The sequence below is a fragment of the Sciscionella sediminilitoris genome, from assembly GCF_000737195.2.
GTDB lineage: Bacteria > Actinomycetota > Actinomycetes > Mycobacteriales > Pseudonocardiaceae > Sciscionella > Sciscionella sediminilitoris.
Genome location: NZ_JALM01000015.1, coordinates 35218 through 48758 on the forward strand (window position 1 = coordinate 35218; position 13541 = coordinate 48758).

Consider the following 13541-nt stretch of genomic DNA (forward strand, 5'->3'; position numbering starts at 1 on the left):
GCCGTCAATGACGACACCACGAGGGGACGGCGAGCTGATCTGGCTCACCGAGCCCGCCGACCGTGCGGGCGAGCAGCTCTCCCGCGAGCGGATCGTGGCGGCCGCGATGGCGATCGCCGACGAGGATCCGCGTGGCGAGGTCACCATGCGTGCCATCGCCACCCGGATCGGCACCCGCAGCCCGATGGCCCTCTACCGCTATGTGCGTAGCAAGGACGGGCTCGCCGACCTGATGAACGACGAGGTGTTCGGGCAGCTCGAGATACCGCGCGGCCAGGGCTGGCGGGCCTGCCTGCGCGGGCTCGGGCATTCCGCGAGCGCGGCGCTGGAGCGGCATCCGTGGTGGGCCCGGCTCGCGTTCAGCCGCCCGCCGCTTGGCCCCAACGCGCTCGCGGTCTACGACGGCTGCCTCGCCGAGCTGGACGAGCTCGGGCTCGACGCGGCGACCAGGATGGGCTGCATCAGCATCGTGTTCGGGCAGGTGTACAGCACCGGGCTCGCCGCGCTCGAAGAGCGGGCGATGCGTGCCCGGATCGGGGTGCAGAGCGAGGAACAGCTCGCCGATCTCGCCCGCCCCTACCTCGACCGGATCACCGAAGAAGGCGCGCATCCGCATTTCATCGCGTGGGCGAACGACCCGGGCAGGCTCGCGCCTCCGCCACAGGACTTCGCGCGCACCCTGGAGTGGCTGCTCGACGGCCTCGAACGGGATTACGCGGGCGGTTGACCGATTTCCGGGGTTCCGCCGGTTTCCGCGGTTCCACCGCCGAGCAGGTCTTCGATCGGGAGCGCCTCGGATGCCAGTTCGCCCGCATCCAGGATTCCGCGGGCCAGACGAAGTGCGCTCGTCATGGCCGCGCGGGAAAGGGCCGAGCCGAGACTGATCCGGCTCGCCCCGAGCGCGCCGAGCTCGGCGACCGTGCAGCGCGCCGCGGCTCCCGCGGCGAGCACGTTCACCGGGACCCGGACCGCCGCGCACACCCGCGCGATCGACTCGGTGTCCGGCAGGCCGGGCGCATAGACGACGTGCGCACCCGCTTCCTGGTAGGCGAGCAGGCGTTCGATGGTCTCCTCGATGCCGAATTTTCTCTGCAGAAAATTCTCTGCACGCGCGGTGAGCACGAATCCGTGCGCCCGGGCGGTTTCCGCGGCTGCCGCGACCCGCTCGACGGCGAGACCGAAGGGATACAGCGGATCCTCGGCGCGCCCGGTGGCGTCCTCGATCGAGCCACCGGCCGCCCCGGCCCGCGCGGCGAGCGCCACGGTCTCGGCCACCTCTTCGGGCCGGTCACCGAAACCGTTCTCCAGATCCGCGGAGACCGGGATGGGCACCGCGGCCACGATCTCGCGCAGGTTGTCCAGGGTGGCCGCGCGCCCGATGAGGTTCGCTGCATCCCGGTGCCCGCGATGCAGCGCGAGCCCACCGCTCGTGGTGCCGAGCGCGGTGAACCCCGCCGCGTGCAACATGATCGCGCTACCCGCGTCCCACGCGTTGGCGAGCACGAACGCCGCGCGCTCCTCGTGCATCCTGGCGAACCGCTCCGCTTTCCCATCCACCGGCGCAGTATGACAACGAGTAGATTCGGCCGCGGCCGAAACGTTCCCAGGGAGGCGATATGACAACGGCGTACATCATCGGGACGTTCGACACGAAGGGAACCGAGCTCGACTACGTCGCCGGCCTGGTCCGTGCGGCCGGGGTACCGGTCTGCACCGTGGACATCTCCACCACCACGGCATCCACGGTATACAACGCATCCACGGAATCCAGTGCACACATCGAGCCCGGCACGGTGGCCGCGGCGCACCCCGGCGGCCCGGATGCCGTGTTCACCGGGGATCGCGGCAGCGCGGTCGCCGAGATGGCGGTGGCGCTCGCCGCCTGGCTGCCCGCCCAGCCGGTCGGCGGGGTGCTCGGGCTCGGCGGATCGGGCGGCACCGCGCTGATCACCCCTGCCATGCGCGCGCTCGCCGTCGGCGTCCCCAAGATCATGGTCTCCACGGTCGCCTCCGGGGATGTCTCCGCCTATGTGGCGGGAAGCGATATCGCGATGCTGCACTCGGTCACCGATGTGGCCGGGCTGAACCGGATCTCCCGCCAGGTGCTCGGCAACGCGGCACACGCCCTCGCCGGGGCCTGCCTGCACCCGGTCCCGGTGCACGATGACCGCACCGCGATCGGGCTGACCATGTTCGGCGTGACCACTCCCTGTGTCCAGGCGGTGAGCGCGGCGCTGGCCGACCGCTTCGATCCGCTGGTGTTCCACGCGACCGGGACCGGCGGCATGGCCATGGAGAAACTCGTCGACGACCGGCTCATCGGCGGGGTGCTGGACATCAGCACCACCGAGGTGTGCGACCACATCGCGGGCGGCGTGCTCAGCGCGGGCGGCACCCGGATGGACGCGATCGCGCGGACCGGGGTGCCCTATGTCGGCTCCTGCGGCGCGCTCGACATGGTCAACTTCGGCGCTATGGATACCGTGCCCACAATGTATACAGAGCGCACACTGTATCCACACAATCCGCAGATCACCCTGATGCGCACCGATGTCGAGGAGTGCACCCGGATCGCCGAGTTCATCGCGGGCAAGCTCAACGCCTGCTCCGGCCCGGTCCGTTTCCTGCTCCCGACCGGCGGGGTCTCCGCGCTGGACGCGCCAGGCCAGCCCTTCCACGATCCCGAGGCCGATGCGGCACTGTTCGACACCCTCGAGCGCGCCGTACGGCAGACCGCCGATCGCCGGGTGGTCCGCTCCCCGCACCACATCAACGACCCCGAATTCGCCACGGAACTGCTCGCACTATTCGATGAGGTGATCTGATCATGCCGCGCACCGATCGCGCCGAACTGCTCGCGAAATTCCGCGCCATGGCCGCGGCCGGGGAACCGATCCTCGGCGGCGGAGCGGGAACCGGGCTCTCCGCGAAATGCGAGGAGGCGGGCGGGATCGACCTGATCGTCATCTACAACTCCGGCCGCTACCGCATGGCCGGGCGCGGATCGCTCGCCGGCCTGCTCGCGTACGGCAACGCCAACGAGATCGTCGTCGAGATGGCAGCCGAGGTGCTCCCCGTCGTGCGGCAGACCCCGGTGCTCGCGGGCGTCAACGGCACCGATCCGTTCCTGAACACCGCGAATTTCCTCACCGAACTCGGCAGGCTCGGATTCTCCGGGGTACAGAACTTCCCGACGGTCGGGCTCATCGACGGCACCTTCCGGGCGAACCTGGAGGAGACTGGTATGGGCTACGCGCACGAGGTCGCGATGATCGCCGAGGCCAACCGGCAGGATCTGCTCACCACGCCGTACGTGTTCTCCGCCGAGGATGCCCGCGCGATGACCGAGGCCGGGGCCGACATCCTCGTCTGCCACATGGGCCTGACCACGGGTGGTTCGATCGGCGCCGAGACCGCGAAGACCCTCGATGACTGCGTCGCCCTGATCGACGAGTGGGCCGCGGCCGCCCGTTCGATTCGCGAGGACGTGCTGGTGCTGTGCCACGGCGGGCCGATCGCCGAACCGGCCGATGCCGAGTACGTGTTGGCGCGGACGGAGTATTGCCACGGCTTCTACGGAGCGAGCAGCATGGAGCGGCTGCCTGTCGAACGGGCGCTCACCGAACAGACACGGGCGTTCAAGAAGAGCGCGCGAGGGAAGGACAACTGATGCCTCGGCCGTATGCGAGCGGAATCGTCCCGGCGAACGCGGACACCGTGTGGGAGATCGTGCGGGACTTCAACGGAATGCCCGCCTGGCACCCGGGAATCGCGAGCAGTGAACTCGAATCGGGGGCGAGCGCGGCGACCGTGGGTGCGGTCCGCCTGCTCACCCTCCCGGACGGCGGAACCGTGCGCGAACGGCTGGTCAGCCTCGACGACGCTGATCGGCGGATGATCTACGACATCCTGGACAGCCCGTTCGCGGTGCGCAGTTACCGGTCCACGGTGCGGGTAGCCCCGGTCACCGCGACGGGTGAGGCGTTCGTCGAGTGGTGGTGCCATTACGACGCCGAGGCCGCGGACGAGGCGCAGCTGGACAAGACGTTCACCCGCGCCATCTACGCGACCGGGATCACCGGTCTCACCGATCACTTGGCGGGTTGATTCTCCCGCCCGGGAAAGGCCGCACCGAGCAGCCCGAGCAGCGGTGCGGCCTTGACCGCGGTCTCCTCGAACTCCGCTTCCGGTTCGGAGAGCGCGACGATCGCCCCGCCGACCCCGTAGCGGATCCGGCCCCGTGCGTGCACGAGGGTGCGGATCGCGATGCTGAAATCCGCCGCCCCGGAAAGCGAGAAATAGCCGATCGCCCCGGAATAGACCCCGCGCGGTCCGTCTTCGAGTTCGTCGATGATCCGCATGGTGCGCACCTTGGGCGCCCCGGTCATCGAGCCGCCGGGGAACGCGGCGCGCACGCAGTCGACCGCCGAACAGCCGGGGCGCAGTCGGGCGCGGACGGTACTCACCAGCTGGTGCACCGTCGCATAGCTTTCCACCCGGAAACTCTCGCTCGCGTCCACTGAGCCGATTTCCGTGCAGCGGCCGAGATCATTGCGCACCAGGTCGACGATCATCAGGTTCTCCGCGCGATCTTTCTCGTTGTCCGCGAGGTCCGCGCGCAGCTGGGCGTCCTGTTCCGGTGAGCTCCCGCGCGGGCGGGTCCCCTTGATCGGCCGGGCTTCGAGCGCACCGTCCGCGCCCACCTTGAGGAACCGTTCCGGGGAAGTGCTCAGTACCGTCAGCCCGCCGAAAGCGAGCAGCGCCGCGAACGGGGCCGGATTGGCGGTGCGCAGTTCCCGGTAGGCGGTGAGCGGATCGATCTCGCCGTCCGCTTCGAGCATGTTGGTCAGGCAGACCTCGTAGGTTTCGCCCTTTCCGATCAGCCGCTGGCATTCGGCGATCTTCCCGAGGTATTCGGTCCGGTCGTGGCGCAGCCGTAGTTCTCCGACGCGCGCGGCCCGGGCGGCCTTTCCGGGCCCGGTGTTCGCCAGTTCCGCCCGGGTCTCGGCGAGCCAGTGCCGTGCGCCGCCGGGTTTTCCGGGCTCGGCGAGCGCGAGCAGGTAGGTCGTCCCGGTCTCGTTGTCGAACACCACCGCCCGGTCGGCGAACACCAGGTGTGCGTCCGGGTCCGGTGCGCGGTGCCGGGCCTGGCCGCCGCACTGCGCTTTCAGTTCGTAGCCGAGGTAGCCGATCCAGCCGAGCGCGAAGTCGAAGGGAAGTTCCGGGCGGTTTACCCGGATCCCGCGCAGGTCGCGGTCCAGCCAGTCCAGGAAATGCCCGGAGGTCACCTCCGTGCCGTGTGCGGAGTGGACGGTCACGGTCGCGCTGGCCACGTCCGCGCTCGCGACGCGCGCGAGTGGACCGCTCGCGTCGCCCATGATCGAGAACCGGCCGAGTTCGGTATCGGCTTTGCTGCTGTCCAGCCAGAATGCGTGCGTACTGTCGGCGAACAACCGCTCGAACGCGGATTCCTCAGCGCAGGTTTCGCGCATTGTTTCCACGAGCAGTTCGAATTCACGTTCCGGTTTTTCCTGCCGCATGTCGAGCACGGTTCGCGTTCCGGTTTTTCGTGATTCCGACTGTCGCAGGAAATTCCCGAGAAGCCGTTCGCCGTATTCCGTGCACAACGATTCCGGGTGGAATTGCACTCCCCATTGCGGGCGTTCGCGATGCCGTAGCGCCATCAGGGTGCCGTCCGCCGTCCACGCGGTGGGTTCGAGTTCCGCGGGAAGCCGGTCCACGACCAGCGAGTGATAACGGACCACGGTGAACGCCGAGGGGATGTCCGTGAACAGCTCGCTTCCGTCGTGGAACACGGTCGAGCAGCGGCCGTGCCGTGGTTCGGCTGCGGGAGCGACGCGGCCGCCGTGCAGTGCCGCGATGCCCTGATGCCCGAGGCAGATACCCAGCAGCGGCCCGGTGAACTGCCGAATGACCGGCGCGCAGATGCCGAAGTCCGCCTCGCGCTCCGGCGTGCCGGGGCCGGGGGAGAGCACCACATTGTCGAATTCCGCGAGCAACGACGCACGCCATCCCGGTTCATCATTCTTGACGACGACCGGCTCCTGCTCGCTGACCGAGGCGAGATAGTGAAATAGGTTATAGGTGAAGGAATCATAATTGTCGATCAGCAGCGTGCGCACCACAATGAAGGTACCGGTTTCCGGCGGCCACCTCTACCGGCCGCGATGAGCTCTACCCCACTACCCGAAGCTCGAACCACCCCCGCGCATCCCCCACCCTCACCGGGGGGCGACCCCGCATCCAGTATATCGGCATCCAGGGCTCGCTGGACCGTTCACGAAAATCTGTGGACAACCACGAGGGCTGTGGACAACCGCGCATACAACCAGCCCGCCACAACCGGCCCCGTCGAACCGGCCCGGGGGTAGGGCTGGCCATACCGGGCTTTCACCAGCGCACCGCATGGTTGACGGCGCACCGGAAAAATACGGTCGACGACATGACTGTTACCGCGGAGCGTACGACCCCGACCCAACCGAGTCCGGCCGGGCAGCAGCGCTGGTGGCGCAGGCCCTGGGTGGGCCCGCTCGGGCTGGCCGTCACGGCGTTCGTGCTGCTGTTCGTGCCGCGCTATCTGAGCTTCGACCCGGCGCAGTCCCGGGTGCCCTCGACTTTCCCGCTGCATTACCCGTTCCTGGTCGGTCACGTGCTGTTCGGCACGGTCGCGATGGTGACCTGCTGTCTGCAGGTGTGGCCGCGGCTGCGCGTCGCCTACCCGAAGGTGCACCGCTGGTCGGGCCGCACCTATGTGGCCGCGGCGCTCCCGGCCGGGGTGCTGGCCCTGATCGTCGGCGCGATGACCCCGTTCGGCCCGATCACCGCGATCGGCGATGTGACCCAGGCGGTGCTGTGGCTCGGCACGACGACGGCCGGGTTCGTCTACGCCCGGCGCCGGAACTTCGTGCAGCACCGGCGGTGGATGATCCGCAGCTTCGCGATGACGATGTCGATCATCGTCAACCGGGTCATCGGCATCGTGGTCGGGATGGTGCTCACCCCGCAGCTGAACACCACCTTCCACGGTGACGAGTTCGCGCTCGGTCAGGCGATCCCGGCGGCCACGATGGTGCTGACCGTACTGTTCTCGATCATCTCCGCGGAACTGTGGCTGGAACGCGACCAGCGCAAGCTCACAAGGTCGCGTCGAGGTGCCCGAGCCGCTCGATGAGCCGCAGGTTCTCCCGGTAGTCCACCGGGCAGGCGATGATCGAGACCCCCGGCTCGTCGAGCGCGGACCGCAGGGTCGGCAGGAGTTCTTCGGCGCTACCGATGCGATGTCCGGTGGCGCCGAAACTCGCCGCATAGGTGACGATATCCGGATTGGTGAACGCGACATTGCTGTGCTCACCGGTCTCCATGTCCATCTTCCACTCGATGAGCCCGTACCCGTTGTCCTCCCAGACGAGCACGGTGAGCGGAATGTCCTCCCGGACCGCGGTCTCGATCTCCTGGGAATGCATGAGAAACGATCCGTCGCCGACCGCGGCGAGGACCTTGCGCTCCGGCTGGGCCAGGTGCACGGCGAGCGCACCGGGCAGCGCGAATCCCATGGTGGAGAGCCCATTGGAGATCAGGCAGGTGTTCGGCGCGTAGGTCGGATAGAGCCGCGCCATCCACATCTTCAGCGCCCCGGTGTCCACGAGCACGACATCCTCGCGCCCGAGCGCGGCACGGGTGTCCGCCACAACCCGTTGCGGTGCAAGGGGAAACCGGTCGTCCTGCTCGCCGCGCGCCAGCTCCTCACGCAGCATGGTCGCCGTGGTGCTCGGCGCGGGCGGGCGTGCCCCATCGGCGAGCGCGGAGCCCAGGGCATCGAGAGAGGCACCGATGTCCGCGATGATCCCCACGTCGACGGAGTAGTGCGCGTCCACCTCGGCCGGGAACCGGTGCACGTGAATGATGGACTTGTCCCCGTCCGGGTTGATGCGCTTGGGGTCGAACTCCTGCAGTTCGTACCCGACCGCGATGATCACGTCCGCGGATTCGAAACCGAAGTTGGCGTAGTCCCGGCGCATGAACCCGATGGTGCCGATGGCGTTCGGATGGTCGTCGGCGATGACCCCTTTGCCGTGAAAGGTCGTCGCGACGGGAAGGCCGAGCGTTTCGGCGAACTTCGTCAGCTCGGCGCTCGCCCCGTTACGGGCGGCACCGTGCCCGGCGAGCACGATCGGGTTCTTGGCCTCGCGCAGCACCGCGACGGCCCGCTCGATCTGGTTCGGTGCGGGCGCCTCGGCGTGCACCACGTTGCGCGGCAAGGGTTTCAGCTCTTCCCCTGCGGGCCCTGCATCCACATCCTCGGGAACCGCAACGTATACCGCACCGGGGCGTTCGGTCTCCGCGGTCTTGAACGCGCGGCGGAACACCTCCGGGATCGCGTCCGCGCCCGGCACGCTTCCCGACCACTTGGTGATCGGCGCAAACATGCTGACCAGATCCACGAACTGGTGCGATTCCTTGTAGTTGCGGTCCTTGCCGACCTGCGCGGAAATCGCCACGAGCGGAGTGCTGTTCGTCATCGCGTCGGCGACCCCGAGCTGCAGATTGATCGCGCCCGGCCCCAAAGTGGCCGAGACCACACCTGCACGCCCGGTGACCCTGCCGTACATCTCCGCCATGAACGAGGCCGCCTGCTCGTGCCTGGTGAGCACATAACGGATGGCCGAGCGATCGAGCGCGTTCGTCAACCGGATGTTCTCCTCACCGGGAATACCGAAGACGACCTCGACCCCCTCCCGTTCGAGGCAGCGGACGATCAGCTCGGCGGCACTCGAGGATTCGTTGCGCATACCTCCACAGTAGACCCGATGATCAATTGCGGCCGCGCACGTCGAACTGGCCCCGGTTGGTGATCAGCTTGTTCAGCAACATCACCAGGATGCGCTGCTCCACCTCGGTGATCGAGAACAGCACCGTGCTCCCCCTGGGCACGGTCCAGCAGCCCCTCGGCAACCCGTGGCTTGGCCAGGTTCGAGACGGCCGCCGCGGCCTGCTTGGCCTCCAGGTCATAGGTCACGATGTTGGACGCCCGGTTCAGGGGCAACAGCACCCCGGTCACGAGCTGCCGGTGCTCGGGACCGAACTCCGCACCGAGCCGCCGATTCGCCAGCTCCACGAATGACCAGAAGCCGAGCCGCCCACCGGCAGGATCGGGCTGTACTTCGCCGGAGGTCGTGTGGTGCAGGGTAATGCGCACCGGCCGGTCCGTCGCGGAACCCGCACCCTAAGCGAGGCTGACCACCAGCCCCAGCGCGGAGAACCCGAGACCGGCGATCCACAACCCGCGCGCCCGCCCCGCGAACGAGAGGGCGAGTCCGAGCGCGGAAAGCACCGGAGCGGCAAGCATCAGCGGCAGCACGCCGACACCGAGGAACGGCAGGCACGCGCACCCGGCCCCGAGCACGCCGAGTACGAGGCCCGCCACGGCGAGCCCGTGCCGCGCTCCGCCCGGTCCGGAGTCCTCCCGGCTCACGAGTCCGCGGGCTCGGGAGCCAGCCAGCCGTGACGCACGCTCTCCGCGCAGATCTGTTCCCGCGCCTGCCCGAGCACGGCGGCACCGTCCTCGATCGCGGCGGTGCGCCGCAGCACCTTGTCCACACTCGCCCCGTGCGCTTCCCAGGTGCCGCCCTTGGCCATCCAGTTGAGCAGGATCGGCTGGAACCGGTCCATCGCCTTGGCGAATCGCGCTTCCGGGGTCTCCCGCGCCTCGAACTCGTCCCACAGCGCGCGGATCGCGGCGCCCTGATCCGCGGGCAGGATCGCGAACAGCTCGTCCGCGGCGGCGCGCTCCCGCTCCTCCTGCCCATCGTCGGCCATGTGCAACGGGGTGTCCCCGGCGTAGATCTCGATGAGGTCGTGCACGATCACCAATTGCACGGTGTGCCCGATATCGATCGGCTCGTTCGCGTACTCGGCGAGCAGCACCACCATCAGGCCGAGATGCCAGGAATGCTCGGCGTCGTTCTCCCGCCGCCGCGCCGCCGCGAGCGGGGACTGCCGCAGCACCGTCTTGAGTTTGTCGATCTCGATGATGAAGGTGAGCTGATCGCGAAGCCGTCCGCTGATCGCCTCGGGAAGCGGGTTCTGATCCATCAACCGTGTCTGCACGGGATCCATAGTATTGCGCGAATAACCGGTTCGGAGATACGGTCAGGATAAGCTAACCAAGGGCGGGCCAATAAAGTTAGGCTATCCTTAATTCGGTAAGCCTTGGCAAAATAAGGTCAGCCAAAACGAATTAATTCAAGCCTTTCCTTTCGTGACACAATCGAGTGATTAATGGGCGATTTCGGCACGACAAATTCAATGCCCTGGCGTACCGTTTGAACTATGACAGCACCGGCCCAATCAGTGACGCATGTTTCGAAGTTCCACCAGCTGCTCGACGCTCAGGTGCGCAATGAGATGACCGCCTCGCAGCAGTACATCGCCGTCGCGGTGTGGTTCGACGACAAGGACCTCCCGCAGCTGGCGAAGCACTTCTACCGGCAGGCTCTCGAAGAGCGCAACCACGCGATGATGATCGTCCAGTACCTGCTCGACAAGGGCGACAAGCCGACCATCCAGGGCATCGACGAGGTGCGCAACGAATTCTCCACCGCGGACGAACTCGTCGCCCTCGCACTCGAGCAGGAAAAGGAAGTCACCGCGGAAATCAACGCCCTCGTGCGCGCAGCCCGCGCGGAGGACGACTACCAGGGCGAGCAGTTCCTGCAGTGGTTCCTCGCCGAGCAGGTCGAGGAAGTCGCCTCGATGGACACCCTGCTGAACGTGATCAAGCGCGCGAACGGAAACCTGTTCGACGTGGAGAACTTCCTCGCCCGCGAAGCCGTCGGCGACGAAGGCTCCGACCCCTCGGCTCCCCGCGCCGCGGGTGGGGCCGTCTAGGTCCCGAAGCAACCAGCCCCGAATAAGCTGGTTCCGACGAGCGAGTCCCGAACGACTGCTCGCGAACACCGATCGGCGGCGGGTCCCCGCGAGGGGCCCGCCGCCGATGCATGTCCGGGACGCGCCTCATGGTGCCCCTGACCAGCCGGCCCGGCGTAGTCCGTATTCGACCGCACCGTGTTCGAAGCCGCGGAGGACTGTCGTCCGGTCTGCCGGTCGCCTAACCGCCTTCCGGAAGCGTGCCGAGGGGCAACGGCGTGGGAATCGGATTGGCGGTCCACGTCGTCTCCTCGGGCGAGGTCGGCGGAGTGGAGGGCTGCGTGGTGCGCGGCGGCGGCTGCACCGTCCTGGTCAGCTCGGGCCGGGTGTTCTTGGGCAGCCGGTGCGGCGCGGCGGGCCGGTGGGTGGTGCTCGGCGCCGGGGAACTCGAGCTGCTGCTGGGCGTGACGCTCATCGGAGCGGCGGGCGGAATCTGGTGCGGTGCGCCGGAGCCGGCGAGCGCGATCCCCGCGAACACGACGCCGACCAGCGCGGCTCCGCCCGCGGCCGCCCCGGCGACCCCGCGCCGTTTCCGCCTGCGCGCGGCACCGGCGACGATCGCCTGCTCGGCGCCCTCGCTGACCGGAAGGGTGAGCCGCTCGTCGGTGAAGAGCCTGCGCAGCTCGTCGTCGATCTCCACTACCGGTCACCTCCCGCCGCCTGGTCAAGCCGGGTGCGCAGGGTGTCCATCGCCTTGCTCGCCTGGCTCTTCACGGTTCCCCGGCTCACACCGAGTGATTCCGCGATCTCCGCTTCGGACAATTCCTCGTAATAACGCAAAACGATGACCGCGCGTTGCCTCGGCGGCAGGGCGCGTAATGCCTGCCACAACGGTTCGTTGTCGAAGGAATCGACCGGTTCCACCCGGGTCTGGTCCGGGATCTCGGCGACCAGGTTCTCTTTGCGGGTCCGCCGCCAGTGGCTGATGTGCGCATTCGCCATGGAACGGCGCACATAGGCCAGCGGATCCCCGGTCTTGTGCATCACGTGCGCCCACCGCGAGCCGACCTTCTCCAGCACGGTCTGTACCAGGTCGGCCGCATCGTGCGGGTTCCCCGCGAGGGCGTGCCCATAGCGCAACAGCCCGGGCAGGTTGACCCGGACGAACTCGCCGAAGTCCTCGGTGTGTTCGCCGAGCGCGAGCCGGTCGCTCACCGTGCACCACCCCAGCCTCGCGTCCGCGACGCGCACGACGGGGATTGCTGCGACCACCGTCCGACTCCTGCCTCAGTGGCCGGTCGACCACCGTATGACACAGACACGCACTCCGGCCACACGAGGTTGCCCTTACCGGCGGGCCAAGGTCGGCGGCGGGCTGAACTCCCCATCGGAGCCGGGCGGGAACTCGTGCACCGCCACCACGGCCGCGGCCTCGATCGGCCCGTAGACGTGCGGAAACCACGGCCCGCCGGGAATCGGCGGATCGGCGGGTTCCCAGCGCACCGGTGCGCCGAGCGCGGCCGGATCGATCTCCAGCAACACCAGGTCGGTGCGTCCCCGGTAGAGCAGGTTGGCCGGCAGATGCACGGTCCCCGGATCGGAACAGTGCGTGAACCCGACCTCCTCGAGCGAGGCCGCGCGCACCGCCCCGGCACGCTTGGCCTCCGCCCATTCCCCGGCGCCGCAGATATGCACGATCATTGGTTCACCGTAAGGTGATCTGCCTGCCGCGCAAGCCCTGCAGCGCCCGCCGCTCGGCGGGGGTGAGCGGGTTGGACTCGATGTCCGCGAGCGCCTCGGTCAGCCGGGCGCCCAGTTCCGTGGCCGGTTGCTCCCATTCCCGGGAGTGCGGCTCGGGATCCAGGTCCCAGACCGGCACCAGCAGGCCGTGCGCACGGAACGATCCCGCGAACCGGGAATCCTCGCCAAGGGTGAGTTCTCCGCGCGCGTGCAGCCGGGCCATCGCGGCGAGCAGTTCGTCCTCGCCCTCGTTGCGCACCCAGCGCAGGTGCGCCTTCTCGCCGGCGGCGACCCAGTACGCGCCGGTGAGCTCGCCGATCCGTTCGGTCGGCATGATCGCCTCGTTCGCGCGCTCGATGGAGGCCGCGAGCTCGCCCTGCGGGTCCGTGTCCTCGGGCAGCCACCACGCGAAGTCCTCGTGCACCTGCGGGCGCACCGGGAAATCGGCCGGGATCAGGTCCTGCAGCCGCGTGGTGTCCGCCTCGGTCGCCTGCCCGACCGTGGCCAGCGAGTCACCCGGCTTGGCCTTGCTCACCCAGTCGATCGCCTTGGCCAGATCGCGCGAGAGGTCTCCGGAACGGGTCTGGGTCTGCATGCCGACGAGCGCGACATCGTCGTTGCGCACGAACGCGGCCGCCGCGGCGGGGAGCACCGTGCCGAGCACCACCTTGCGCCCGCCGATCTCGGGGAGTTCCAGGGTCGCCGAGGGCACGAATTCGCGCAGTGCCACCAGTTCCGGCTCACCGGTGAGCCCTTCGAACGGGCGCGGCACGTGCACATCGACCGGCGCGCCGCCCTGGGCGCCGTGGCAGGCCTTGTAGCGCTTGCCCGAACCACACGGGCAGGGCTGGCGCTTGGCTGGGCCGTCGGTGGTCTTGGTCGGCGCGGCGGTTCGTTTGGCCACGGCAGGCTCC

The 13541-nt window shown here is 68.5% G+C and carries 15 protein-coding genes and 1 pseudogene; 6 read left to right on the top strand and 10 right to left on the bottom strand.

From position 1 onward, the window contains the following. The first annotated feature begins 7 nt into the window (after nt 1-7). Nucleotides 8-727 (top strand): TetR/AcrR family transcriptional regulator C-terminal domain-containing protein, encoded by a 720-nt coding sequence (locus tag AD72_RS07165; protein WP_031465616.1) that lies wholly within the window; start codon nt 8-10, stop codon nt 725-727. On the opposite strand, the gene AD72_RS07170 is transcribed toward AD72_RS07165, so the two are convergent. Continuing rightward, nucleotides 712-1557: an isocitrate lyase/PEP mutase family protein gene (locus AD72_RS07170; RefSeq protein ID WP_156365076.1), complete on the bottom strand. Its 846-nt coding sequence runs from the start codon at nt 1555-1557 to the stop codon at nt 712-714. The two genes, AD72_RS07165 and AD72_RS07170, sit on opposite strands and share 16 nt — an antisense overlap. A gap of 59 nt (nt 1558-1616) precedes the next feature. On the opposite strand from AD72_RS07170, the gene AD72_RS07175 reads away from it, so the two are divergent. Genes AD72_RS07175 through AD72_RS07185 form a run of 3 tightly spaced genes read left to right on the top strand, consistent with a single transcriptional unit; the run spans nt 1617 to nt 4107 of the window. Further along, on the top strand, nt 1617-2825 hold the full coding sequence (locus AD72_RS07175) for a Tm-1-like ATP-binding domain-containing protein (RefSeq protein ID WP_031465618.1): 1209 nt from the start codon (nt 1617-1619) through the stop codon (nt 2823-2825). Between the two features lie 2 nt (nt 2826-2827). After that, on the top strand, nt 2828-3670 hold the full coding sequence (locus tag AD72_RS07180; RefSeq protein ID WP_031465619.1) for a phosphoenolpyruvate hydrolase family protein: 843 nt from the start codon (nt 2828-2830) through the stop codon (nt 3668-3670). Beyond that, on the top strand, nt 3670-4107 hold the full coding sequence (locus tag AD72_RS07185; RefSeq protein ID WP_031465620.1) for an SRPBCC family protein: 438 nt from the start codon (nt 3670-3672) through the stop codon (nt 4105-4107). Before AD72_RS07180 ends, AD72_RS07185 begins: the two co-directional genes overlap by 1 nt. Here AD72_RS07185 and pabB read toward each other — a convergent pair. Next, nucleotides 4092-6143, bottom strand: coding sequence for an aminodeoxychorismate synthase component I (gene pabB / locus AD72_RS07190; protein WP_031465621.1), 2052 nt, complete (start codon nt 6141-6143; stop codon nt 4092-4094). The genes AD72_RS07185 and pabB overlap by 16 nt on opposite strands. A 320-nt stretch (nt 6144-6463) precedes the next feature. Here pabB and AD72_RS07195 point away from each other — a divergent pair, with 320 nt between their 5' ends. Then, a complete protein-coding gene (locus AD72_RS07195; protein ID WP_031465622.1) occupies nt 6464-7192 on the top strand; it encodes a DUF2306 domain-containing protein in 729 nt (242 codons plus the stop codon). Here the strand turns inward: AD72_RS07195 and AD72_RS07200 are convergent. The 4 genes and pseudogenes from AD72_RS07200 to AD72_RS07215 all read right to left on the bottom strand — a co-directional run bounded on the left by AD72_RS07200 (nt 7155) and on the right by AD72_RS07215 (nt 10128). Next, nucleotides 7155-8810, bottom strand: a complete 1656-nt coding sequence (locus tag AD72_RS07200; RefSeq protein WP_037345086.1) for an acetolactate synthase large subunit — start codon at nt 8808-8810, stop codon at nt 7155-7157. The two genes, AD72_RS07195 and AD72_RS07200, sit on opposite strands and share 38 nt — an antisense overlap. A 22-nt stretch (nt 8811-8832) precedes the next feature. Next, nucleotides 8833-9205 (bottom strand): annotated as a pseudogene (locus AD72_RS35235) (hypothetical protein). A 39-nt stretch (nt 9206-9244) separates the two neighbouring features. Beyond that, nucleotides 9245-9493, bottom strand: coding sequence for a hypothetical protein (locus AD72_RS07210; RefSeq protein WP_031465624.1), 249 nt, complete (start codon nt 9491-9493; stop codon nt 9245-9247). Then, nucleotides 9490-10128: an HD domain-containing protein gene (locus tag AD72_RS07215; RefSeq protein WP_231644751.1), complete on the bottom strand. Its 639-nt coding sequence runs from the start codon at nt 10126-10128 to the stop codon at nt 9490-9492. The genes AD72_RS07210 and AD72_RS07215 overlap by 4 nt, the downstream gene beginning before the upstream one ends. A 222-nt stretch (nt 10129-10350) precedes the next feature. On the opposite strand from AD72_RS07215, the gene AD72_RS07220 reads away from it, so the two are divergent. After that, complete coding sequence (locus AD72_RS07220; protein ID WP_031465626.1) at nt 10351-10908, top strand: ferritin; 558 nt, start codon at nt 10351-10353, stop codon at nt 10906-10908. A 220-nt stretch (nt 10909-11128) separates the two neighbouring features. Here the strand turns inward: AD72_RS07220 and AD72_RS07225 are convergent, their stop codons facing one another. The 4 genes from AD72_RS07225 to AD72_RS07240 all read right to left on the bottom strand — a co-directional run bounded on the left by AD72_RS07225 (nt 11129) and on the right by AD72_RS07240 (nt 13531). After that, nucleotides 11129-11587, bottom strand: coding sequence for a hypothetical protein (locus tag AD72_RS07225; RefSeq protein ID WP_051898144.1), 459 nt, complete (start codon nt 11585-11587; stop codon nt 11129-11131). Continuing rightward, entirely contained in the window at nt 11587-12102 is a 516-nt protein-coding gene (locus tag AD72_RS07230) for a SigE family RNA polymerase sigma factor (RefSeq protein ID WP_031465628.1), read from the bottom strand. Before AD72_RS07230 ends, AD72_RS07225 begins: the two co-directional genes overlap by 1 nt. A gap of 132 nt (nt 12103-12234) precedes the next feature. Next, entirely contained in the window at nt 12235-12588 is a 354-nt protein-coding gene (locus AD72_RS07235; RefSeq protein ID WP_031465629.1) for a DUF952 domain-containing protein, read from the bottom strand. 4 nt (nt 12589-12592) lie between these two features. After that, nucleotides 12593-13531 (bottom strand): DUF5926 family protein, encoded by a 939-nt coding sequence (locus AD72_RS07240; RefSeq protein WP_031465630.1) that lies wholly within the window; start codon nt 13529-13531, stop codon nt 12593-12595. Nucleotides 13532-13541: the final 10 nt, after the last annotated feature.

Bases quoted from the DNA above. Each gene is read 5' to 3' on its own strand.
- AD72_RS07165 (WP_031465616.1), top strand. From the start codon at position 8: ATGACGACACCACGAGGGGACGGCGAGCTGATCTGGCTCACCGAGCCC.
- AD72_RS07235 (WP_031465629.1), bottom strand. From the start codon at position 12,588: ATGATCGTGCATATCTGCGGCGCCGGGGAATGGGCGGAGGCCAAGCGT.
- AD72_RS07195 (WP_031465622.1), top strand. From the start codon at position 6,464: ATGACTGTTACCGCGGAGCGTACGACCCCGACCCAACCGAGTCCGGCC.
- AD72_RS07200 (WP_037345086.1), bottom strand. From the start codon at position 8,810: ATGCGCAACGAATCCTCGAGTGCCGCCGAGCTGATCGTCCGCTGCCTC.
- AD72_RS07185 (WP_031465620.1), top strand. From the start codon at position 3,670: ATGCCTCGGCCGTATGCGAGCGGAATCGTCCCGGCGAACGCGGACACC.
- AD72_RS07220 (WP_031465626.1), top strand. From the start codon at position 10,351: ATGACAGCACCGGCCCAATCAGTGACGCATGTTTCGAAGTTCCACCAG.
- AD72_RS07180 (WP_031465619.1), top strand. From the start codon at position 2,828: ATGCCGCGCACCGATCGCGCCGAACTGCTCGCGAAATTCCGCGCCATG.
- AD72_RS07175 (WP_031465618.1), top strand. From the start codon at position 1,617: ATGACAACGGCGTACATCATCGGGACGTTCGACACGAAGGGAACCGAG.